Genomic DNA, 20,794 nt, shown 5'->3' with positions numbered 1-20,794 from the left:
TTGCGGGTAGTCATTGGGAGTGGAACATGAGCCAAGGTATTGAATTTAATCGGTTGATGCTGGATATGCGAGCCATGCAAATGGACGCCATGTCTGCGCCTAAAGCGACTGCCGCCGTGCCTCAACTGCCGGGCAGCAGCTTCTCCGATATGCTCGGCCAGGCCGTCAATAAAGTGAACGAAACCCAGCAGGCGTCCAGCCAGCTGTCCACCGCGTTCGAGATCGGTAAAAGCGGTGTCGACCTGACTGACGTGATGATCGCCAAGGAAAAAGCCGGCGTGTCGTTCCAGGCCATCACCCAGGTGCGCAACAAGCTGGTCCAGGCGTATCAAGACATCATGCAGATGCCGGTTTAAGGACGATATTGAGTCATGGCAGAAGCAGCCAGCGATAACGTTCCGGCCAAGGCCAGCGCAATAGACGGCAAACCGCCGCTGTTCGGCTTGTCCTTCCTGGAAAACCTTTCCCAGATGACCATGTTGCGTCAGGTCGGCCTGTTGGTCGGGCTGGCAGCGAGCGTGGCCATTGGCTTTGCCGTGGTTCTGTGGTCCCAGCAACCGGATTACCGTCCGCTGTACGGCAGCCTCGCCGGAATGGACGCCAAGCAAGTGATGGACACCCTGGCGGCCGCTGACATTGCCTACTCCGTCGAACCCAATTCCGGCGCCTTGCTGGTCAAGGCCGAAGACCTGTCCCGCGCGCGGCTCAAGCTCGCGGGCGCTGGTGTCACTCCCAGCGACGGCAATATCGGCTTTGAAATCCTCGACAAGGACCAGGGCCTGGGCACCAGCCAGTTCATGGAAGCCACCCGTTATCGTCGCGGCCTCGAAGGCGAACTGGCGCGCACCATCTCCAGCCTGAACAACGTCAAGGGTGCCCGGGTGCACCTGGCCATTCCGAAAAGCTCGGTGTTCGTGCGCGACGAACGCAAGCCGAGCGCCTCGGTACTGATCGAACTGTACTCCGGCCGCTCCCTGGAGCCTGGCCAGGTGCTGGCGATCATCAACCTGGTGGCGACCAGCGTGCCTGAGCTGAGCAAGTCCCAGGTCACCGTGGTCGACCAGAAAGGCAACCTGCTATCGGACCAGGCGGAAAATTCCGAGCTGACCATGGCCGGCAAGCAATTCGATTACAGCCGCCGCATGGAAAGCATGCTGACCCAGCGCGTGCACAACATCCTGCAACCGGTGCTGGGTAACGATCGCTACAAGGCTGAAGTGTCCGCCGACGTGGATTTCAGCGCCGTCGAATCGACCTCCGAGCAGTTCAACCCGGACCAGCCGGCGTTGCGTAGCGAGCAGTCGGTGAACGAACAACGCACCACCAGCAATGGTCCGCAAGGCGTACCGGGGGCCCTGAGCAACCAACCGCCATCGCCGGCGTCCGCGCCTGCAACCACCGGTGGCGCTACCGCTTCTGCCGGCATGGTGCAGCCCGGCCAGCCGCTGCTGGACGCCAACGGCCAACAGATCATGGACCCTGCCACCGGTCAGCCGATGCTGGCGCCTTACCCGGCAGACAAGCGGCAGCAGTCCACCAAGAACTTCGAGCTCGACCGTTCCATCAGCCACACCAAGCAGCAGCAGGGGCGGTTGAATCGCCTGTCGGTGTCGGTGGTGGTGGACGATCAGGTCAAGATCAACCCGGCCAACGGTGAAACCAGCCGCGCGCCGTGGACCGCCGACGAATTGGCGCGCTTCACCCGTCTGGTGCAGGACGCGGTCGGCTTCGACGCCAGCCGTGGTGACAGTGTGAGCGTGATCAACATGCCGTTCTCCGCCGAGCGCAGCGAAGTGATTGCCGATGTGCCGTTCTATTCCCAGCCGTGGTTCTGGGACGTGATCAAGCAAGTGCTGGGCGTGTTGTTCATCCTGGTGCTGGTGTTTGGTGTGCTGCGCCCGGTGCTCAACAACATCACCAATGGCGGCAAAGGCAAGCAGCTGGTCGGCATGGGCAGCGACGTCGAGTTGGGTGGCATGGGCGGCCTGGATGGCGAACTGGCCAACGACCGCGTCAGCCTTGGCGGTCCGCAGAGCATCCTGCTGCCGAGCCCGAGCGAAGGCTATGATGCACAGTTGAACGCAATCAAGAGTCTGGTGGCAGAAGATCCGGGCCGTGTGGCCCAGGTCGTGAAAGAGTGGATTAACGCAGATGAGTGATAACCGAGCCGTTGCCGCCAAACTGTCCAAGGTCGACAAAGCCGCGATCCTGCTGCTGTCCCTGGGTTCTACCGATGCTGCTCAGGTGTTGCGCCACATGGGGCCCAAGGAGGTCCAGCGTGTGGGCGTGGCCATGGCGCAGATGGGCAACGTGCACCGCGAGCAGGTCGAGCAGGTGATGAGCGAGTTCGTCGACATCGTCGGCGACCAGACCAGCCTGGGCGTCGGTTCTGACGACTACGTGCGCAAGATGCTCACCCAGGCCCTGGGCGAAGACAAGGCCAACGGACTGATTGACCGGATCCTGCTGGGCGGCAACACCAGCGGCCTCGACAGCCTGAAATGGATGGAACCGCGCGCCGTCGCCGACGTGATCCGCTACGAGCACCCACAGATCCAGGCGATCGTCGTGGCGTACCTCGACCCTGACCAGGCTGGCGAAGTGCTGGGCAATTTCGACCACAAGGTACGCCTGGACATCATCCTGCGCGTATCCTCGCTGAACACCGTGCAGCCGGCGGCGCTGAAGGAACTCAACCAGATTCTCGAGAAGCAGTTCTCCGGCAACTCCAACGCCTCGCGCACCAACCTCGGTGGCATCAAGCGCGCAGCCGATATCATGAACTTCCTCGACAGCTCGATGGAAGGGCAGTTGATGGACTCGATCCGCGAAGTCGACGAAGACCTGTCCGGTCAGATCGAAGACCTGATGTTCGTGTTCAACAACTTGGCCGATGTCGACGACCGCGGCATCCAGGCGTTGCTGCGCGAAGTGTCCTCCGACGTACTGGTGCTGGCCCTCAAGGGTTCGGACGAGAACGTCAAGGAGAAGATCTTCAAGAACATGTCCAAACGAGCGGCCGAACTGTTGCGCGACGACCTCGAGGCCAAGGGCCCGGTGCGCGTCAGCGACGTGGAAACCGCACAGAAAGAAATCCTCACCATCGCCCGCCGTATGGCCGAAGCCGGAGAAATCGTTCTCGGCGGGAAGGGCGGCGAAGAGATGATCTAAGGTCACCATGTCGACCAAACACGATGAGTCCCAGACTGACCTGATCCGTGCCAAGGACGTCAGCACTGTCGATATCTGGTCCCTGCCCAGTTTCGATCCCTACGTCCCCGCGCCCGAGCCGGAACCTGTGCCCGAGCCTCCGGAAATGGAGGAGGTGCCGCTGGATGAGGTCCAGCCAATGACCCTCGAAGAACTCGAGAGCATTCGCCAGGAGGCCTACAACGAAGGCTTCGCCACGGGCGAGCGCGAGGGTTTCCACAGCACAACGCTCAAGGTTCGCCAGGAAGCCGAAGCGGCGCTGTCGGCCAAGGTCGGTGCGCTGGAAAAGCTCATGGGTCAGTTGTTCGAACCGATTGCCGAGCAGGACACCCAGATCGAAAAATCTTTAGTCGACCTGGTGCAGCACATCACCAAACAAGTGATCCAGCGCGAACTGGCGATCGATTCGACCCAGCTTGAACACGTCATGCGCGATGCCCTGAAGCTCTTGCCGCTGGGCGTGGGGAACGTGCGGCTGTACATCAATCCGCAGGATTTTGAACAGGTCAAAGCCCTGCGCGAGCGTCATGAAGAAACCTGGCGCATCGTCGAGGACGACACCTTGTTGCCCGGTGGTTGCCGGGTCGAGACCGAACACAGTCGCATCGATGCCACGGTGGAAACACGCCTGGCGCGGGTCATGGCCAAGCTGTTCGATCAACTTCACGAACAGGCCCTGCATCCTGCTGCCCCGGACTTGAGCGTGGAGCTGTCGGGGCGCAATCCGCCGCCAGTCGCCCCGGCGGCGGACGAACCTGATGCGCCTTGATCGCACCAGCTTCGCCAAGCGCCTGGGCAGTTACGCCGAGGCCACGCAACTGACCGGCGGCCCGATCCTGGAAGGCCGCCTGCTGCGCATGGTCGGCCTGACCCTCGAAGCCGAAGGCCTGCGCGCCGCCATGGGCAGCCGCTGCATGGTCATCAACGACGACAGTTACCAGCCAGTGCAGGTGGAAGCCGAAGTCATGGGCTTCTCCGGCAACAAGGTGTTCCTGATGCCGGTGGGCAGCGTCGCCGGTATTGCGCCGGGCGCCCGGGTGGTGCCGCTGGCCGATGCCGGTCGCTTGCCGATGGGCATGAGCATGCTCGGGCGGGTACTGGACGGCGCCGGTCGTGCGCTTGACGGCAAGGGCGGGATGAAAGCCGAGGACTGGGTGCCGATGGATGGCCCTACGATCAACCCGCTCAAGCGCGAGCCGATCAGCGAGCCGCTGGATGTGGGCATCCGCTCGATCAACGGATTGTTGACCGTGGGGCGCGGCCAGCGTCTGGGTCTGTTTGCCGGTACCGGCGTGGGCAAGAGTGTGCTGTTGGGCATGATGACCCGCTTTACCGAGGCCGACATCGTGGTCGTCGGCTTGATCGGCGAGCGCGGACGGGAGGTGAAGGAATTCATCGAGCACATCCTTGGCGAGGAAGGGCTCAAGCGTTCAGTGGTGGTGGCTTCGCCGGCGGACGATGCGCCGTTGATGCGCCTGCGTGCCGCGATGTACTGCACGCGCATCGCCGAGTATTTCCGCGACAAGGGCAAGAATGTCCTGTTGCTCATGGATTCCCTGACCCGATTCGCCCAGGCCCAGCGGGAAATCGCCCTGGCCATTGGCGAACCGCCGGCGACCAAGGGCTACCCGCCTTCAGTGTTTGCCAAGTTGCCGAAACTGGTCGAGCGCGCGGGTAATGCGGAGAAGGGCGGGGGCTCGATCACCGCGTTTTATACGGTGCTGTCCGAAGGCGATGACCAGCAGGACCCGATTGCCGACTCCGCACGGGGCGTGCTCGACGGTCACATCGTGCTGTCGCGGCGCCTGGCCGAGGAAGGTCACTACCCCGCTATCGATATCGAGGCGTCCATCAGCCGGGTCATGCCGTCGGTGGTGACGCCGGAGCACATGACCCGGGCGCAATACTTCAAGCAGCTGTGGTCGCGTTATCAACAGAGTCGCGACCTGATCAGCGTCGGCGCCTACGTGGCCGGCGGTGACCGCGAGACCGACCTGGCGATTGCCCTGCAACCGCAGCTGGTCAAATACCTGCGCCAGGGCTTGAACGACAACATCAGCCTGGGTGAGAGCGAAGCCTATCTTGGCTCGATCTTCGCCCCGGCGGCCGGCGGCTAACCGGCCATGGCCCAGAGTCGAGCTTCGCGCCTGGCGCCCGTGGTGGACATGGCCGAGAAGGTCGAGAAAGCCGCGGTGCAGCGCCTTGGGCATTTTCAGGGCCAGGTGCGCCTGGCCGAAAGCAAGCTCGCCGACCTTGAAGCCTTCCGCCTCGATTATCAGGAGCAATGGATCGTGCGCGGCAGCAGTGGGGTGTCCGGCCAGTGGTTGCTCGGCTATCAGGGGTTTCTCGCGCAACTGGGCACTGCTATCGATCAGCAGCGGCAAAGCCTGGCCTGGCACCAGAACAACCTGAACAAGGCGCGCGACACCTGGCAACAGGCCTATGCCCGAGTGGAAGGGCTGCGCAAACTGGTGCTGCGCTACATGGATGAGGCGCGCCGCCTGGAGGACAAGCGTGAGCAGAAGCTGCTGGATGAATTGTCCCAGCGGCTGCCGCGGCAAAACCCTTATTAATATCCGCCCCTTTTGATCTTGCTCCTGTCACCACCAAATGCTACACCTTGTACTAGCAAGTTCTCCGAAGACAAGGAAGCCAACAATGTCAGTCGTCTCAGAAGTTTCCCCGGATGGGCAAAAACTGACGATATCGATCAAGGGTCGTTTCGATTTCGCCAAGCATCAGGAGTTTCGCCAGTCCTATGAGGACAGGAATCTCAATGCTGTGGTGGTGGATCTGAAGGAGGCCACCTACCTCGACAGCTCCGCCTTGGGCATGCTGCTGTTGCTGCGCGATCACGCTGGCGGCGACCAATCCGACATTCGCGTGGTCAACAGCAGCATCGACGTGAAGAAAATCCTCGCCATTTCCAATTTCGACAAACTGTTCGACATCAGTTGAATTCGGTGCAGTCGCCGCTTGAAGCACTGACGATCCTGATCGCCGAGGACAGTGCGGCCGATCGCCTGTTGCTCTCGACCATCGTCCGCCGCCAGGGCCATGCGGTGTTGACCGCCGCCAACGGCGCCGAGGCAGTCGAAGCGTTTCGTTCGCAGCACCCGCAGCTGGTGTTGATGGACGCCATGATGCCGGTGATGGACGGTTTCGAAGCCGCACGACAGATCAAGGCGCTGGCCGGGGAAACCCTGGTGCCCATCATCTTTCTGACCTCGCTCACCGAAAGCGAAGCCCTGGCACGCTGCCTGGAGGCTGGCGGTGACGATTTTCTGGCGAAGCCCTACAACCAGGTGATCCTCGCCGCCAAGATCAAGGCAATGGACCGCTTGCGCCGCTTGCAGGCTACGGTGCTGGAGCAGCGTGACCAGATCGCCCGGCACCACGAATACCTGCTCAACGAGCAGCGCGTGGCCAAGGCGGTGTTCGACAAGGTGGCGCATTCCGGATGCCTGAACGCCCCCAACATCCGCTACCTGCAATCGCCGTATGCGTTGTTCAACGGCGATCTGCTGCTGGCCGCGTTTACCCCTGCGGGTGACATGCACGTGCTGCTGGGGGACTTCACCGGCCATGGCTTGCCTGCGGCCGTTGGCGCCATGCCTCTGGCCGAGGTCTTCTACGGCATGACTGCCAAGGGTTACGGGCTCTCGGAAACCCTGCGCGAGATGAACGCCAAGCTCAAGCGCATCCTGCCGGTGGACATGTTCTGCTGCGCGACGCTGCTGCGCCTGAGCTTTCAGAGCCGCTCGGTGGAAGTCTGGAATGGCGGCATGCCCGACGGCTACCTGCACCGGATCGCCACTGGCGAGCGCACGCCGTTGCCGGCCAGGCATTTGCCGCTGGGGGTGCTGAGCCCGCAGGCGTTTGACGATCGCACCGAAGTGCTGCCCATGGCGGTGGGTGATCGGGTGTTCCTGTTGTCCGATGGCGTGATCGACACCTGCGATGCCAACGAACAGCTGTTCGGAGTGGAGCGCCTGCAGCAAGTGTTTGCCGCCAACCGGCAGCCGGATGCACTGTTTCAGGAAATCGAGCAGGCATTGGGCGATTTTCGCGGGCAAGCCCGGGACGATGTCAGTCTGCTCGAAGTCAGCCTGATCGACGCGGCGCAAATGCGCCCACCGACACTGGTCTACTCCGACAGTGGGCAGTCGTGCCCGCTGGACTGGTCCGTCAGCTTCGAATTTCGCGCCGACTCGCTCAAGCGCTTCAACCCACTGCCCTACCTCCTGCAACTGCTCAGCGAAGTGCACGGCCTGCGGGCCCAGAGCGGAGCGATGTACAGTGTGCTGGCGGAGCTGTATTCCAATGCCCTGGAGCACGGCGTGCTCGGGCTCGATTCCAGTCTCAAGCGCGATGCCCTGGGATTTGCCCGCTATTATCAGGAACGCAACACGCGCCTGGATGCCCTGGACGCAGGTTACGTGCGCGTGCACCTGCAGGTGGTGCCGGAGGGCGAGGGGGGGTGCCTGACCATTCGGGTGGAAGACAGTGGCAAGGGATTTGATGTGGTGCGGGTGATCGAGCGGCCGCCGGACAGTGTCCGTTTGTCGGGACGTGGTATCAGCCTGGTCCGACAATTGGGGCGTAATGCCCGGTGGTCCGACGATGGTCGCAGTGCTCACGTGGAGTTTTTCTGGGAGGCTCTGGCATAATCCTGCCCATTCTTGATCAAGGAGTGAACAAGTGGATTCCCCACATCTGAATCGCGACGTTTTACGCGCCTTGCAGGAAGTCATGGAAGATGAATATCCGATGTTGCTGGATATCTTCCTTGCCGACGCCGAAGAGCGGTTGGTTATCTTGCGCGGGACGCAGGATGCCGCGCAGCTGATGGAAACTGCCCACAGTTTTAAAGGCAGTTGCAGCAACATGGGGGCGGTTCGCCTTGCAGAGTTATGCAATGAGCTGGAGCAGCGCGCCAAAAACGGCAGAAACACCGAACCTGCCCAGCTGGAAAAACTCGTCCATGCGATCGGCTCCGAGTTTGCCTTGGTTCTTCCTCTCTATCAGGCCGAGCGCTCCCTCGCAGGCAGTCACATCACGCGGTCCGTCTAGCGTCAGTTCAGCAAACCTGGCTCGACCTTTGCAGTAATCCACCCACTTGTATCATCGACCACAGTGCGGCGGAGACTGTCCCATGCCCGTTACCCCGAATTTGCTGCTTCAGGCCGCCGCCAAGGCCAAGGCTCAACCCGCATCCGCCAATCCCTTGGCGTCGCCCGCCGAGCCGGCGGGCAAGGCCTCGAGCTTCGCTAACGTGTATGCCCGGCAGGAGCGAACCAGGCCTGCTGACGGGTTTGACACTGCTGCCCGGACGGTGCGCGACAAGTCGCCTGACTTCGCTGCAAAGAAGGACTTGGGCAACGACAAGTCTGCCGCCGCGAAACCTCAAGTTGCCGATAGCGGCAAATCCTTGCCCGCCGATAAACCGGCGCAGGTCGACGATAAGGTCGCCAGTGACGAGACCGGCGACACAACGGTTGCGGCTGACCCTGCAACTGCAACTGCGCCCGTGGTTGAGTCGCCGCCCGCCGCCCCTGTGGCCGCCACCGAGCCTGCGCTCGACCCCGCTACAGCCGCAGCACTGGCGGCTGCAGCCGTCGCTGCCGACCCTGATTTCGATCCTGAAGCCGACCCCCTCGATGCGCTTCCAGCCGTGCGCATGGCCCTGGAGCAGAGCGGGCATGTGTCCGCTTCCAGTCAGGCGCAAGCCAAGGCTTCCCCGGCCCAGGCAGACGGCGAGCCGACTTCGGCGCAGAATTTCGCCTCCGGCCTGGCCAATATGCTGGACGTGCAAGCCGGCAAGGACAGTACCAGCCAGGGAGGAGAGAAGGCCTTCAGCGGCCTGATCGATGATGGCCTCAAGGACTTGAAAGCCTCGACCAGCGACACCCGCGTCGAAGATTTCGCCAACCGCCTGGCTGCACTGACCCAGGCGGCCACCCCCAAGACCGCCAACGCGATCCCGGTAAACCAGCCGATCGCCATGCACCAGAGCGGCTGGACCGAAGAAGTGGTCAACCGCGTGATGTATCTCTCCAGCGCCAACCTCAAGGCGGCCGATATCCAGTTGCAGCCGGCCGAGCTTGGCCGCCTGGACATCCGGGTGAACATGGTGCCTGACCAGCAGACCCAGGTGACCTTCATGAGCGCCCATCCCGGCGTTCGCGAAGCGCTGGACGGGCAAATGCACCGGCTGCGCGAGATGTTCGTGCAGCAGGGCATGGGGCAGGTCGACGTCAATGTCTCCGACCAGTCCCGGGGCCAGGATCAGCAACAGGCCCAGCAGAGTCAGGCTGGGCGCGCAGAAGCCGGTGGCGGTCGTCTGGATGCCATGGATGAAGACCTCGCCCCGGCGGTTGCGCAAGTGGCCGCAGCCACCAGCGTGATCGGCTCCAGTGCAGTCGACTATTACGCCTGAAATTGGGCGGTGCCCTTTCAAAATATCGCAGCCTGCGGCAGCTCCTACAGTGGGATGGTGTACACCCTGCAGGGGCTGCCGCAGGCTGCGATATTTTGCGCTTCCATCCCCACTCAATTTTTCCTACATGGCATAACACTTGCTCTTGCCTTCCCGTGCAACTGTGAAACCCCGAATAGTGACGGATTATTGGCATGGCGAAGAGCGACGCAGCAGTAAAAGACCCTGCAACCAAAGGCAAACTCAAGCTGATCATCCTGGTCGTGGTGGCGTTGCTGCTGGCGATCGGCGTGTCCGTGGGGGCGACCTGGTTCTTCATGCACAGCCCCGAAAGCAAGCCTGCCGTCGTTGCCGAAACCGCCGTGGCGGGCAAGCAGGCGGCGGTCTTCGAGCCTTTGCTGCCGGCGTTCGTTTCCAACTACAACCAGAACGGCCGCCAGCGCTACATGCAGGTGAGCATCACCATGATGGGTCGCAACCAGGCTGACATGGAAGCGCTCAAGGTGCACATGCCGGTCATCCGCAACAACCTGGTGATGCTGTTCTCCGGGCAGGATTTCGCCACCCTGGCCTCGCCGGTCGGTCAGGAAATGCTGCGTCAGAAGGCCACCGCCAGCGTCCAGGAAGTGGCGCAGAAAGAACTCGGCAAGGTCGCCATCGAGCAGTTGCTCTTCACTAATTTCGTACTGCAGTAGGAACACGACATGGCCGTGCAGGACCTGCTGTCCCAGGATGAGATCGATGCGCTGTTGCATGGCGTCGACGACGGTCTGGTACAGACCGACAACACCTCTGAACCCGGTGCTGTCAAAAGCTACGACCTGACCAGCCAGGATCGCATCGTCCGTGGACGCATGCCGACCCTGGAAATGATCAACGAGCGTTTCGCGCGGTACACCCGCATCAGCATGTTCAACTTGCTGCGCCGCTCGGCAGACGTGGCGGTCGGTGGCGTGCAGGTGATGAAGTTCGGCGAATACGTGCACTCGCTGTACGTGCCGACCAGTCTCAACCTGGTCAAGATCAAACCGTTGCGCGGCACTGCCTTGTTCATTCTCGACGCCAAGCTGGTGTTCAAGCTGGTGGACAACTTCTTCGGCGGCGACGGTCGCCACGCCAAGATTGAAGGTCGCGAATTCACTCCGACCGAGCTGCGCGTGGTGCGCATGGTGCTGGAGCAGGCCTTCATCGATTTGAAGGAGGCCTGGCAGGCAATCATGGAAGTCAACTTCGAGTACATCAACTCGGAAGTGAACCCGGCCATGGCCAACATCGTCGGCCCGAGCGAGGCGATTGTGGTGTCGACTTTCCATATCGAACTCGATGGCGGTGGCGGCGACCTGCACATCACCATGCCGTACTCGATGATCGAGCCGGTGCGCGAGATGCTCGATGCCGGCTTCCAGTCGGACCTCGACGATCAGGACGAGCGCTGGGTCAACGCCCTGCGCCAGGACGTGCTGGACGTCGACGTGCCGATTGGTGCCACTGTTGCCCGCCGTCAACTGCGCCTGCGGGACATCCTGCACATGCAGCCGGGGGACATCATTCCGGTGGACATGCCGGAAACAATGATCATGCGCGCCAATGGCGTGCCTGCGTTCAAGGTCAAGATGGGCTCGCACAAAGGCAACCTCGCGTTGCAGGTGATCGAGCCGATCGAGCGCCGGTGATCGGCGTCTTTATTCGTTTTTAACTGACGGCGTCCATCCGAGATGGGCGCTCGCCGAGGACACATGATGGCTAGCGATATGAATTCCCAGGACGACCAGGCACTGGCTGATGAATGGGCTGCGGCCCTGGAAGAATCCGGTGATGCTTCGCAGGACGAGATTGACGCGCTGCTGGCTGCTGATTCCGGCAGCTCGCCGTCCAATCGCCTGCAAATGGAAGAGTTCGGCGCCTCGCCGAAAAACCACGAGCAAGTGACCCTCGACGGTCCGAACCTGGACGTGATCCTCGATATTCCGGTGTCGATTTCCATGGAAGTGGGCAGCACCGATATCAATATTCGCAACCTGCTGCAGCTCAACCAGGGCTCGGTGATCGAACTCGATCGCCTGGCCGGTGAGCCGCTGGACGTGCTGGTCAATGGCACGCTCATCGCCCATGGCGAAGTGGTGGTGGTCAACGAGAAGTTCGGCATCCGCCTGACGGACGTGATCAGCCCAAGCGAACGCATCAAGAAGCTGCGCTGAGTGAAAAGGGTCCTGGGTTTTTTGTTGGCATTGCCCTTGAGCGTCCTGGCGGCCGAACCGGTGGCCACGGCTGCCGCGACGCCGGCGGTGAGCAGTGGGGTGGCGGGGCAATTGACGCAGTTGGTGTTCGGCTTGCTGCTGGTGCTGGGGTTGATCTTCTTCCTCGCCTGGTTGCTGCGCCGGGTGCAGCAGGCAGGCCCTGCCGGCAAAGGCCAGGTGATCGAACTGATCGGTTCGCGCGCACTCGGTCCGCGTGATCGCTTGATGCTGGTGCAGGTGGGCAATGAGCAGATCCTGCTCGGCCTGAGCCCTGGCAGCATCACCGCCTTGCATGTGCTCAAGGAGCCGGTGCAGGTGCCGGCCAGTTCGGAAAAAGCCACCCCGGAGTTCGCCCTGCGCCTGATGGAGCTGATGGGCAAGGACCAGAAGGATAAGAAGTAATGGGTGCGCTACGCATCGTCTTGACGCTGGCCTTGCTGCTGGCTGCACCACTGGCATTGGCCGCCGATCCGTTGTCGATCCCGGCCATCACGCTCGGCACCAATGCCGACGGCGCCCAGGAGTACTCGGTCAGCCTGCAGATCCTGCTGATCATGACGGCGCTGAGTTTCATCCCGGCGTTTGTCATGCTGATGACCAGTTTCACCCGGATCATCATCGTCTTCTCGATCCTGCGCCAGGCCCTGGGCCTGCAGCAGACGCCGTCGAACCAGATCCTCACGGGCATGGCGCTGTTCCTGACCCTGTTCATCATGGCGCCGGTGTTCGACCGGGTTAACCAGGATGCCCTGCAGCCGTACCTGGCCGAGAAACTGACCGCCCAGGATGCCGTGGCCAAGGCCCAGGTGCCGATCAAGGACTTCATGCTGGCGCAGACCCGCAGCAGCGACCTTGAGCTGTTCATGCGCCTGTCCAAGCGCACCGACATCGCCTCCCCGGATCAGGCCCCGCTGACTATTCTGGTGCCGGCATTCGTCACCTCCGAGCTCAAGACCGCGTTCCAGATCGGCTTTATGATCTTCATTCCGTTCCTGATCATCGACCTGGTCGTGGCCAGTGTGCTGATGGCCATGGGTATGATGATGCTGTCGCCGCTGATTATTTCCCTGCCGTTCAAGATCATGCTGTTCGTGCTGGTAGATGGCTGGGCACTGATCATCGGCACGCTCGCCAGCAGCTTCGGCGGTGTGTCGCCATGACGCCGGAAGTAGCGGTAGACATCTTCCGCGAGGCGCTGTGGCTGACCACCATGATGGTGGCCGTGCTGGTGATCCCGAGCTTGCTGGTGGGGTTGCTGGTGGCGATGTTCCAGGCAGCGACCCAGATCAACGAACAAACGTTGAGCTTCCTGCCGCGACTGCTGGTGATGCTGGTCACGCTGATCGTTGCCGGGCCGTGGCTGGTGCAGACCTTCATGGAATACATCCTGCAGTTGTACGGCAGTATTCCCCAGGTCATTGGCTAAGCCATGCAGTCGCTGCTGCAACTGACCGATACCCAGATCAGCACCTGGGTGGCGACCTTCATGTTGCCGTTGTTTCGCGTCGGCGCGCTGCTGATGGTTATGCCCATTGTCGGCACGACCCTGGTGCCCACTCGCGTGCGCCTGTACTTCACGCTGGCCATTACCGTGGTGATCGTCCCGGGCCTGCCGCCGATGCCGCCGGTGAATGCGCTGGACCTCAGTGGCCTGCTGCTGATCGCCGAGCAGATTCTCATCGGGGCGATCCTGGGCTTTGCCTTGCAGCTGTTTTTCCAGGCATTCGTGGTCGCCGGGCAGATCGTCTCGATTCAGATGGGCATGGGCTTCGCCTCGATGGTCGACCCCGCCAACGGCGTCTCGGTGGCGGTGATCGGGCAGTTCTTCACCATGCTGGTCACGCTGCTCTTCCTGTCCATGAACGGCCATCTGGTGGTGTTCGAAATCCTCACCGAAAGCTTCACCACCTTGCCCGTCGGCAGTGGCCTGATGGTCACCCATTTCTGGGAGCTGGCGGGCAAGCTGGGCTGGGTCCTGGGGGCCGCATTGCTGCTGGTATTGCCGGCGATCACGGCGCTGCTGGTGGTCAACATCGCGTTTGGCGTGATGACCCGGGCCGCGCCGCAACTCAACATCTTCTCCATCGGCTTCCCGCTGACCCTGGTGCTCGGGCTGTTCATCGTCTGGGTCGGGCTTGCCGACATCATCAATCAGTATCAACCACTGGCCTCCGAGGCCCTGCAGTGGTTGCGCGAACTGGCACGGGCGCGCTGAGCCATGGCAGAGAGCGAGAGCGGTCAGGACAAGACAGAAGACCCCACGGAAAAAAAGAAAAAGGACGCCCGGGAGAAGGGCGAGATCGCCCGTTCCAAAGAGCTCAACACCCTGGCCATCATGCTCGCCGGTTCGGCCGCGCTGCTGATCTTCGGCGGGGCGCTCGCCCAGGAAATGATGGACCTGATGCGCATGAATTTCTCGCTGTCGCGCGAAGTCATCCTCGATCAGCGGTCCATGGGGACCTTCCTCCTGCATTCAGGGCTGATCGCCTTGCTGGCCATCCAGCCGGTGATGATCACGCTGTTGCTTGCGGCCCTGATCGGCCCGATTTCCCTGGGCGGCTGGCTGTTCTCCGCCGGCACCATGGCGCCCAAGTTCAGCCGCATGAACCCCGGCGCCGGGCTCAAGCGCATGTTCTCGTCGAAGGCCGTGGTAGAGCTGCTCAAGGCCCTGGCCAAGTTCTTCATCATCCTGTTCGTGGCCCTGGCCGTGTTGTCCTCGGACATCGACGACCTCTTGCGCATCGCCCACGAACCGCTGGACATGGCGATCATCCACAGCCTGCAGGTGGTCGGCTGGAGCTCGTTGTGGATGGCTTGCGGCCTGATCATCATCGCCGCCGTGGACGTGCCGGTGCAGCTGTGGGAAAGCGCCAAGAAACTGAAGATGACCAAGCAGGAAGTGCGCGACGAGCACAAGGACCAGGAAGGGCGGCCGGAGGTCAAGCAGCGCATTCGGCAACTGCAGCGCGACATGTCCCAGCGCCGGATGATGGCGGCCATTCCTGATGCCGACGTGGTCATCACCAACCCGACTCACTACGCCGTGGCGCTCAAGTACGACCCGGACAAGGGCGGGGCGCCGATGCTGGTGGCCAAGGGCAGCGATTTCCTGGCGTTGAAGATGCGTGAAATTGCCGTGGCGAATAATGTGCTGCTGCTGGAATCGCCGGCGTTGGCGCGGTCGATCTACTACTCCACGGAGCTGGACCAGGAAATACCCGGTGGCTTGTACCTGGCCGTTGCCCAGGTACTGGCGTATGTCTATCAGATTCGCCAATACAAGGCAGGCAGGGGCAAGCGCCCGGACCCGCTCAAGGATGACTTGCCGATTCCGCCGGACCTGCGGCGCGATTCTTGAGTTGTGTGCGGGTGATGCCGGCCCCCACTGGAGCAGGAACAACCGCCCAATCACCCGACGATACACAACCTGTGGGAGCGGGCTTGCCCGCGATGAGGCCCGCCCAGGCAACACCACAATCCCTGAATAAACCCCTCTGCTTCAACACTCCGCGAAAGTTGGAAGGTTTCTTGCAATAGCGGCTTTGCGCCTGCTTCTGGCGTCAAAAGTTTGCTTTACAGGAACGAGGAAAATCGGTGGATCGCTCTCAGTTATTCAACAGTGCTCGCACAAACGTTGCCGACTTAAGTCGGGGCAATCTGGGCGTGCCGTTGTTGCTGCTGGTCATGCTGGCGATGATGATGTTGCCGATGCCGCCGTTCCTGCTGGACGTGTTCTTCACGTTCAACATTGCGTTGTCCATCGTGGTCCTGCTGGTGTGCGTCTACGCGTTGCGGCCGCTGGATTTTGCGGTATTCCCCACCATCCTGCTGGTGGCGACGCTGCTACGGCTGGCGTTGAACGTGGCCTCCACACGCGTGGTGATGCTGCACGGCCAGGACGGTCACGCCGCTGCGGGCAAGGTGATCCAGGCCTTCGGTGAGGTGGTGATCGGCGGCAACTACGTGGTCGGTATCGTGGTGTTCGCGATCCTGATGATCATCAACTTCGTCGTGGTGACCAAGGGTGCCGGGCGGATTTCCGAGGTGAGCGCACGTTTCACCCTCGATGCGATGCCCGGCAAGCAGATGGCGATCGACGCCGACCTCAATGCCGGTTTGATCGACCAGAACCAGGCCAAGGCGCGCCGTTCGGAAGTGGCCCAGGAAGCCGAGTTCTACGGTTCGATGGACGGTGCCAGCAAGTTTGTGCGCGGTGACGCCATTGCCGGCCTGTTGATTCTGTTTATCAACCTGATCGGCGGCATGGCGGTGGGTATCTTCCAGCACGGCATGACGTTTGCCGACGCCGGTAAGGTGTACGCGCTGCTGACCATCGGTGACGGTTTGGTGGCGCAATTGCCATCACTGCTGTTGTCCACCGCAGCGGCAATCATGGTGACCCGTGCTTCCGGTTCGGAAGACATGGGCAAACAGATCAGTCGCCAGATGTTCGCCTCGCCCAAGGCCCTGGCCGTGGCCGCCGGCTTGATGGCGGTGATGGGTCTGGTGCCCGGCATGCCGCACTTTTCCTTCCTGAGCATGGCGGCGCTGGCGGCAGGTGGTGCGTACCTGTTCTGGAAGAAGCAGAACGGCGTCAAGGTGCAGGCCCTGGAAGAGGTCAAGCGCCAGCAGGAACTGCTGCCATCGCCGGCCCGCGCCCAGGAAACCAAGGAACTTGGCTGGGACGACGTGACGCCGATCGACATGATTGGCCTGGAAGTGGGCTATCGCCTGATTCCGCTGGTCGACCGCAATCAGGGTGGGCAGTTGCTCGCGCGGATCAAGGGCGTGCGAAAGAAGCTGTCCCAGGACCTGGGTTTCCTGATGCCCACTGTGCACATTCGTGACAACCTCGACCTGGCGCCGAGTGCCTATCGCCTGACCCTGATGGGCGTGATCCTGGCCGAGGCGGAGATTTACCCGGACCGCGAACTGGCGATCAACCCGGGGCAGGTCTACGGCACGCTCAACGGCATCACCGCCAAAGATCCGGCTTTTGGTCTGGAGGCGGTCTGGATTGAAGTCAGCCAACGTGCCCAGGCGCAGTCGCTGGGATACACTGTGGTCGATGCCAGTACAGTAGTGGCCACTCACTTGAACCAGATTCTGTACAAGCACTCCAGCGAGCTGATCGGGCACGAAGAAGTGCAGCAACTCATGCAATTGCTGGCCAAAAGCTCGCCCAAGCTGGCAGAAGAGCTGGTGCCGGGCGTGGTGTCGCTGTCGCAGTTGCTCAAGGTGCTGCAGGCTTTGCTCGCCGAACAGGTGCCGGTTCGGGACATTCGCAGCATCGCCGAGGCCATCGCGAACAACGCGGCCAAGAGTCAAGATACCGCCGCGTTGGTGGCTGCCGTGCGGGTCGGCGTATCCCGCGCAATCGTCCAAAGCATTGTAGGTACTGACTCCGAGCTGCCAGTTATCACGCTGGAGCCAAGGTTGGAACAGATATTGCTCAATAGTCTGCAGAAGGCAGGACAGGGCTCGGAAGAGGGCGTCCTGCTGGAGCCAAGCATGGCTGAGAAGCTGCAGCGTTCGTTGATCGATGCCGCGCAGCGTCAGGAAATGCAAGGTCAACCGGTGATTCTGCTGGTGGCCGGTCCGGTTCGCGCGATGCTCTCGCGGTTCGGTCGGCTGGCAGTCCCGGGTTTGCACGTGTTGGCGTATCAGGAAATCCCTGACAACAAGCAAGTGACCATCGTTGCGACAGTAGGGCCCAACGGCTGAGGTAGTGGTTTATGCAAGTTAAGCGTTTTTTCGCCGCCGATATGCGTCAGGCCATGAAACTGGTTCGTGACGAGCTGGGCGCCGATGCCGCGATCATCGGCAACCGCCGAATCGCCGGCGGCGTGGAGCTGACGGCTGCCCTCGATTACAAGCTGTCGGCGCTGGCACCGCGGGTTCCGAACATGGAACTCGAGGACGAATTGCGCAAGACCCAGTCGCGGATCGTCACCGCCCAGGCCGAACTGAGCCTGCGCAGCGAAGGCGAGAGCGACAAGGCCACCAATCGCCAGCTGTTCGCCGGCTTGCCCCTGACTGCCGCCGAACCGCTGGTCGAACCCACCTACACCGAGCCTGCACGCCCGGCGCCGGCGCCCGCTGCCACTGGCGGTGTCGATCCGCGTGCATTTGACTCGATGCGCTTTGAACTCAACAGCCTGCGCGAACTGATGGAAGTGCAGTTGGGCTCCCTGGCGTGGAATCAGCTGCAAGGCAGCCGCCCGGCCCAGGCCAACCTGTGGCGCCGGCTGCAACGCATTGGCCTGTCCGGTCCGCTGTCGCGGGATCTGCTGGCAATGATCGGCGACATTGACGAGCCTCGCCAGGCCTGGCGCATGCTGCTGGCGCACCTGGCGCGGATGATCGCCACACCGGAAATCGAACCCCTGGAAGAGGGTGGCGTGATTGCCATGGTCGGCCCTGCCGGCATGGGCAAGACCACCACCCTGGCCAAACTCGCTGCCCGCTACGTGCTCAAGTACGGCGCGCAGAACATTGCGCTGGTGAGCATGGACAGCTACCGGATCGGCGCCCAGGAACAGCTCAAGACCCTGGGCCGCATCCTCAATGTGCCGGTGACTCATGTCGACCCGGGGCAGTCGCTGGTGCAGGCGCTGGAGCCTTTGTTGCGCAAGCGTGTGGTGTTGATCGATACCGCCGGCCTGCAGGCCAGCGATCCGGCACTGCGCATGCAGCTCGAAAGCCTGGCCGGACGTGGCATCAAGTCAAAAAATTACCTGGTCCTCGCAACCACCAGCCAGAAACAGGTTCTAACCGCCGCTTATCACAGTTACAAGCGCTGCGGGCTCGCCGGCTGCATCCTGACTAAACTGGATGAAACGGCCAGTCTGGGCGATGTGTTGAGCCTGGCCATCAGTCATGAACTGCCGGTGGCCTACCTGACCGATGGGCCACGGATCCCGGATGACTTGCATCTGCCGCGGCGTCATCAATTGGTCAGTCGCGCAGTCAGCGTGCAAATGCAGGAAGAACCCAGCGAAGAAGCCATGGCTGACATGTTCGCTGATATTTACCACAGTCCCACCAAGCAGGTTGGCTGAGGTATTAATGAATCGTTTTTGTACCTACATCGATGGTCTGCCATGCATTGTTCAGATGATGAACGCGCAGCCAGTAATGTGGCCTCCGTCTATGCAAGACAAGGTAAAGAAATAACATGGGCAGCATGCATCCCGTACAGGTGATCGCGGTGACCGGCGGCAAAGGTGGCGTCGGCAAAACTAACGTGTCAGTGAACTTGTCGCTGGCTTTGGCTGAGCTCGGACGGCGCGTCATGCTTCTGGACGCCGACCTTGGGCTGGCGAACGTCGACGTCCTTTTGGGGCTGACACCCAAACGTACCCTGGCCGACGTGATCGAAGGCCGCTGTGAGCTGCGCGACGTTCTGTTGCAAGGCCCGGGCGGCATTCGTATCGTGCCGGCCGCGTCCGGCACCCAGAGCATGGTGCACCTGACACCGGCTCAACACGCCGGCCTGATCCAGGCCTTCAGCGACATCGGCGATAACCTCGATGTGCTGGTGATCGACACGGCTGCGGGCATTGGTGATTCGGTGGTCAGCTTTGTGCGCGCCGCCCAGGAAGTCCTGCTGGTGGTGTGCGACGAGCCGACCTCGATCACTGACGCCTATGCGTTGATCAAGTTGCTCAACCGCGACTACGGCATGAACCGCTTCCGCGTCCTGGCCAATATGGCCCAGAGCCCGCAGGAAGGGCGCAACCTGTTCGCCAAGTTGACCAAGGTCACGGACCGCTTCCTCGACGTCGCCCTGCAATATGTCGGCGCGGTGCCATACGACGAAAGCGTGCGCAAGGCCGTGCAAAAACAGCGTGCGGTTTACGAAGCGTTTCCGCGTTCCAAATGTTCGCTGGCGTTCAAGGCGATCGCGCAGAAGGTCGATACCTGGCCGCTGCCGGCGAACCCGCGCGGGCACCTGGAATTTTTCGTTGAGCGCCTCGTACAACAAACGGCAGGGCCGGTGCTATGACCGCCAGTGGCTATAACCTCTACAAGATATCGGCCCGCGATGCGCAGTGCGAGCTGATCGAGCGTTACGCGCCACTGGTAAAACGGATTGCCTACCACCTGTTGGCGCGTTTGCCGGCCAGTGTCCAGGTCGAAGACCTGATCCAGGCCGGGATGATCGGCCTGCTTGAAGTATCCACCAAATACGACGCCAGCAAAGGCGCGAGTTTCGAGACGTACGCGGGCATTCGAATCCGCGGCGCGATGCTCGATGAAGTGCGCAAGGGGGACTGGGCGCCACGTTCGGTCCACCGCAATACCCGAATGGTCAGCGACGCAATTCGCTCGATTGAAGCTAAAACAGGTCGCGACGCTAAAGATCACGAAGTTGCGGCCGAACTCCAATTGAGTCTTGACGATTATTACGGGATTTTGAACGACACCCTGGGCAGCCGCCTCTTCAGTTTCGACGACCTGTTGCAGGACGGCGAACACGAAGGGCTGCACGAGGATGGAGCAAGTGCTCATACGGAGCCGTCGCGTGACCTGGAAGATGAACGCTTCCAGGCCGCGCTGGCGGACGCGATTGCCAATTTGCCGGAGCGTGAGCGACTGGTGTTGGCGCTGTACTACGACGAAGAGCTGAACCTCAAGGAAATCGGTGAGGTCCTGGGTGTCAGCGAATCTCGGGTCAGCCAGTTACACAGCCAGTGCGCGGCCCGTTTGCGGGGGCGTTTGGGGGAGTGGCGAGCGCGCTGAAGGCAGTGTGGGGACACTGCGAACGGGCTGGCGGGTGTTAAACGCGCCGGTCGCGATCTGTTGTGCTCCAGACAGTCATCGAGTGTTTTGCCGGATTGAATGAAATGGCGTGTCCAGGTGCTGGGCGCGTTTAAGACTGCTTGGAGGTCGAATTGGACAAGAA

The 20,794-nt window shown here is 61.7% G+C and carries 22 protein-coding genes; all 22 read left to right on the top strand.

Going from position 1 to position 20,794, the window contains the following annotated elements; translation table 11 throughout:
- The first annotated feature begins 26 nt into the window (after positions 1-26).
- The 22 genes from fliE (at position 27) to fliA (ending at position 20,631) form a co-directional block, all read left to right on the top strand.
- Positions 27-356, top strand: coding sequence for a flagellar hook-basal body complex protein FliE (fliE, locus tag AAEZ05_RS10620; protein WP_045058888.1), 330 nt, complete (start codon positions 27-29; stop codon positions 354-356).
- A gap of 15 nt (positions 357-371) precedes the next feature.
- Complete coding sequence (fliF, locus tag AAEZ05_RS10615; protein ID WP_205891940.1) at positions 372-2,159, top strand: flagellar basal-body MS-ring/collar protein FliF; 1,788 nt, start codon at positions 372-374, stop codon at positions 2,157-2,159.
- On the top strand, positions 2,152-3,171 hold the full coding sequence (fliG, locus tag AAEZ05_RS10610; protein ID WP_045058890.1) for a flagellar motor switch protein FliG: 1,020 nt from the start codon (positions 2,152-2,154) through the stop codon (positions 3,169-3,171). Before fliF ends, fliG begins: the two co-directional genes overlap by 8 nt.
- 7 nt (positions 3,172-3,178) lie before the next feature.
- Positions 3,179-3,979, top strand: coding sequence for a flagellar assembly protein FliH (gene fliH, locus AAEZ05_RS10605; RefSeq protein WP_045058891.1), 801 nt, complete (start codon positions 3,179-3,181; stop codon positions 3,977-3,979).
- A complete protein-coding gene (fliI, locus tag AAEZ05_RS10600) occupies positions 3,969-5,327 on the top strand; it encodes a flagellar protein export ATPase FliI (RefSeq protein ID WP_045058892.1) in 1,359 nt (452 codons plus the stop codon). The genes fliH and fliI overlap by 11 nt, the downstream gene beginning before the upstream one ends.
- Before the next feature lie 6 nt (positions 5,328-5,333).
- On the top strand, positions 5,334-5,783 hold the full coding sequence (fliJ, locus tag AAEZ05_RS10595; protein WP_045058893.1) for a flagellar export protein FliJ: 450 nt from the start codon (positions 5,334-5,336) through the stop codon (positions 5,781-5,783).
- Between the two features lie 85 nt (positions 5,784-5,868).
- Positions 5,869-6,168, top strand: a complete 300-nt coding sequence (locus AAEZ05_RS10590) for an STAS domain-containing protein (protein ID WP_045058894.1) — start codon at positions 5,869-5,871, stop codon at positions 6,166-6,168.
- Positions 6,165-7,880 (top strand): ATP-binding SpoIIE family protein phosphatase, encoded by a 1,716-nt coding sequence (locus AAEZ05_RS10585; protein WP_350647291.1) that lies wholly within the window; start codon positions 6,165-6,167, stop codon positions 7,878-7,880. The genes AAEZ05_RS10590 and AAEZ05_RS10585 overlap by 4 nt, the downstream gene beginning before the upstream one ends.
- A gap of 31 nt (positions 7,881-7,911) precedes the next feature.
- Positions 7,912-8,283 (top strand): Hpt domain-containing protein, encoded by a 372-nt coding sequence (locus AAEZ05_RS10580; protein ID WP_045058895.1) that lies wholly within the window; start codon positions 7,912-7,914, stop codon positions 8,281-8,283.
- An 82-nt stretch (positions 8,284-8,365) separates the two neighbouring features.
- A complete protein-coding gene (locus AAEZ05_RS10575; RefSeq protein ID WP_350647288.1) occupies positions 8,366-9,649 on the top strand; it encodes a flagellar hook-length control protein FliK in 1,284 nt (427 codons plus the stop codon).
- Between the two features lie 194 nt (positions 9,650-9,843).
- A complete protein-coding gene (fliL, locus tag AAEZ05_RS10570; RefSeq protein ID WP_045058897.1) occupies positions 9,844-10,344 on the top strand; it encodes a flagellar basal body-associated protein FliL in 501 nt (166 codons plus the stop codon).
- Positions 10,345-10,353: 9 nt separating this feature from the next.
- Positions 10,354-11,322 (top strand): flagellar motor switch protein FliM, encoded by a 969-nt coding sequence (gene fliM, locus AAEZ05_RS10565; protein ID WP_045058898.1) that lies wholly within the window; start codon positions 10,354-10,356, stop codon positions 11,320-11,322.
- 66 nt (positions 11,323-11,388) lie between these two features.
- Positions 11,389-11,847 (top strand): flagellar motor switch protein FliN, encoded by a 459-nt coding sequence (gene fliN / locus AAEZ05_RS10560; RefSeq protein WP_045058899.1) that lies wholly within the window; start codon positions 11,389-11,391, stop codon positions 11,845-11,847.
- Complete coding sequence (fliO, locus tag AAEZ05_RS10555) at positions 11,848-12,288, top strand: flagellar biosynthetic protein FliO (RefSeq protein ID WP_350647286.1); 441 nt, start codon at positions 11,848-11,850, stop codon at positions 12,286-12,288.
- A complete protein-coding gene (fliP, locus tag AAEZ05_RS10550) occupies positions 12,288-13,046 on the top strand; it encodes a flagellar type III secretion system pore protein FliP (RefSeq protein ID WP_205891945.1) in 759 nt (252 codons plus the stop codon). The genes fliO and fliP overlap by 1 nt, the downstream gene beginning before the upstream one ends.
- Positions 13,043-13,312 carry a flagellar biosynthesis protein FliQ gene (gene fliQ / locus AAEZ05_RS10545; protein WP_007948918.1) on the top strand — a complete coding sequence of 90 codons (270 nt, stop codon included), beginning with the start codon at positions 13,043-13,045 and terminating at the stop codon, positions 13,310-13,312. The genes fliP and fliQ overlap by 4 nt, the downstream gene beginning before the upstream one ends.
- A gap of 3 nt (positions 13,313-13,315) precedes the next feature.
- Complete coding sequence (gene fliR / locus AAEZ05_RS10540; RefSeq protein WP_350647284.1) at positions 13,316-14,101, top strand: flagellar biosynthetic protein FliR; 786 nt, start codon at positions 13,316-13,318, stop codon at positions 14,099-14,101.
- A gap of 3 nt (positions 14,102-14,104) precedes the next feature.
- Positions 14,105-15,244, top strand: coding sequence for a flagellar biosynthesis protein FlhB (gene flhB / locus AAEZ05_RS10535; RefSeq protein ID WP_205891946.1), 1,140 nt, complete (start codon positions 14,105-14,107; stop codon positions 15,242-15,244).
- 236 nt (positions 15,245-15,480) lie between these two features.
- Positions 15,481-17,610, top strand: coding sequence for a flagellar biosynthesis protein FlhA (gene flhA / locus AAEZ05_RS10530; protein WP_350647282.1), 2,130 nt, complete (start codon positions 15,481-15,483; stop codon positions 17,608-17,610).
- Between the two features lie 11 nt (positions 17,611-17,621).
- The gene (gene flhF, locus AAEZ05_RS10525; RefSeq protein WP_045058905.1) at positions 17,622-18,947 is read left to right on the top strand and encodes a flagellar biosynthesis GTPase FlhF; all 1,326 of its coding nucleotides are present in this window, start codon (positions 17,622-17,624) and stop codon (positions 18,945-18,947) included.
- A 116-nt stretch (positions 18,948-19,063) separates the two neighbouring features.
- Positions 19,064-19,894, top strand: coding sequence for a flagellar synthesis regulator FleN (gene fleN, locus AAEZ05_RS10520; protein ID WP_045058906.1), 831 nt, complete (start codon positions 19,064-19,066; stop codon positions 19,892-19,894).
- Positions 19,891-20,631, top strand: a complete 741-nt coding sequence (gene fliA, locus AAEZ05_RS10515) for an RNA polymerase sigma factor FliA (protein ID WP_045058907.1) — start codon at positions 19,891-19,893, stop codon at positions 20,629-20,631. The genes fleN and fliA overlap by 4 nt, the downstream gene beginning before the upstream one ends.
- The last annotated feature ends 163 nt before the right edge of the window (positions 20,632-20,794 follow it).

Origin of the sequence: Pseudomonas sp. HY13-MNA-CIBAN-0226 (assembly GCF_040310305.1) — a bacterium.
GTDB classification, from domain to species: Bacteria; Pseudomonadota; Gammaproteobacteria; order Pseudomonadales; family Pseudomonadaceae; genus Aquipseudomonas; species Aquipseudomonas gregormendelii.
Note: the sequence above shows the minus strand (reverse complement) of the source record. Positions and strands in the feature narration are given on the sequence as shown.

What these genes read in the sequence shown, in the direction of transcription:
- fliL (WP_045058897.1), top strand. Translation starts at nt 9,844, where the DNA reads ATGGCGAAGAGCGACGCAGCAGTAAAAGACCCTGCAACCAAAGGCAAA.
- fliJ (WP_045058893.1), top strand. Translation starts at nt 5,334, where the DNA reads ATGGCCCAGAGTCGAGCTTCGCGCCTGGCGCCCGTGGTGGACATGGCC.
- fliE (WP_045058888.1), top strand. Translation starts at nt 27, where the DNA reads ATGAGCCAAGGTATTGAATTTAATCGGTTGATGCTGGATATGCGAGCC.
- fliM (WP_045058898.1), top strand. Translation starts at nt 10,354, where the DNA reads ATGGCCGTGCAGGACCTGCTGTCCCAGGATGAGATCGATGCGCTGTTG.
- fliR (WP_350647284.1), top strand. Translation starts at nt 13,316, where the DNA reads ATGCAGTCGCTGCTGCAACTGACCGATACCCAGATCAGCACCTGGGTG.
- fliQ (WP_007948918.1), top strand. Translation starts at nt 13,043, where the DNA reads ATGACGCCGGAAGTAGCGGTAGACATCTTCCGCGAGGCGCTGTGGCTG.
- flhB (WP_205891946.1), top strand. Translation starts at nt 14,105, where the DNA reads ATGGCAGAGAGCGAGAGCGGTCAGGACAAGACAGAAGACCCCACGGAA.
- AAEZ05_RS10575 (WP_350647288.1), top strand. Translation starts at nt 8,366, where the DNA reads ATGCCCGTTACCCCGAATTTGCTGCTTCAGGCCGCCGCCAAGGCCAAG.
- fliP (WP_205891945.1), top strand. Translation starts at nt 12,288, where the DNA reads ATGGGTGCGCTACGCATCGTCTTGACGCTGGCCTTGCTGCTGGCTGCA.
- fliA (WP_045058907.1), top strand. Translation starts at nt 19,891, where the DNA reads ATGACCGCCAGTGGCTATAACCTCTACAAGATATCGGCCCGCGATGCG.
- fleN (WP_045058906.1), top strand. Translation starts at nt 19,064, where the DNA reads ATGGGCAGCATGCATCCCGTACAGGTGATCGCGGTGACCGGCGGCAAA.
- fliI (WP_045058892.1), top strand. Translation starts at nt 3,969, where the DNA reads ATGCGCCTTGATCGCACCAGCTTCGCCAAGCGCCTGGGCAGTTACGCC.
- fliG (WP_045058890.1), top strand. Translation starts at nt 2,152, where the DNA reads ATGAGTGATAACCGAGCCGTTGCCGCCAAACTGTCCAAGGTCGACAAA.
- fliN (WP_045058899.1), top strand. Translation starts at nt 11,389, where the DNA reads ATGGCTAGCGATATGAATTCCCAGGACGACCAGGCACTGGCTGATGAA.
- flhF (WP_045058905.1), top strand. Translation starts at nt 17,622, where the DNA reads ATGCAAGTTAAGCGTTTTTTCGCCGCCGATATGCGTCAGGCCATGAAA.
- AAEZ05_RS10590 (WP_045058894.1), top strand. Translation starts at nt 5,869, where the DNA reads ATGTCAGTCGTCTCAGAAGTTTCCCCGGATGGGCAAAAACTGACGATA.
- fliH (WP_045058891.1), top strand. Translation starts at nt 3,179, where the DNA reads ATGTCGACCAAACACGATGAGTCCCAGACTGACCTGATCCGTGCCAAG.
- fliF (WP_205891940.1), top strand. Translation starts at nt 372, where the DNA reads ATGGCAGAAGCAGCCAGCGATAACGTTCCGGCCAAGGCCAGCGCAATA.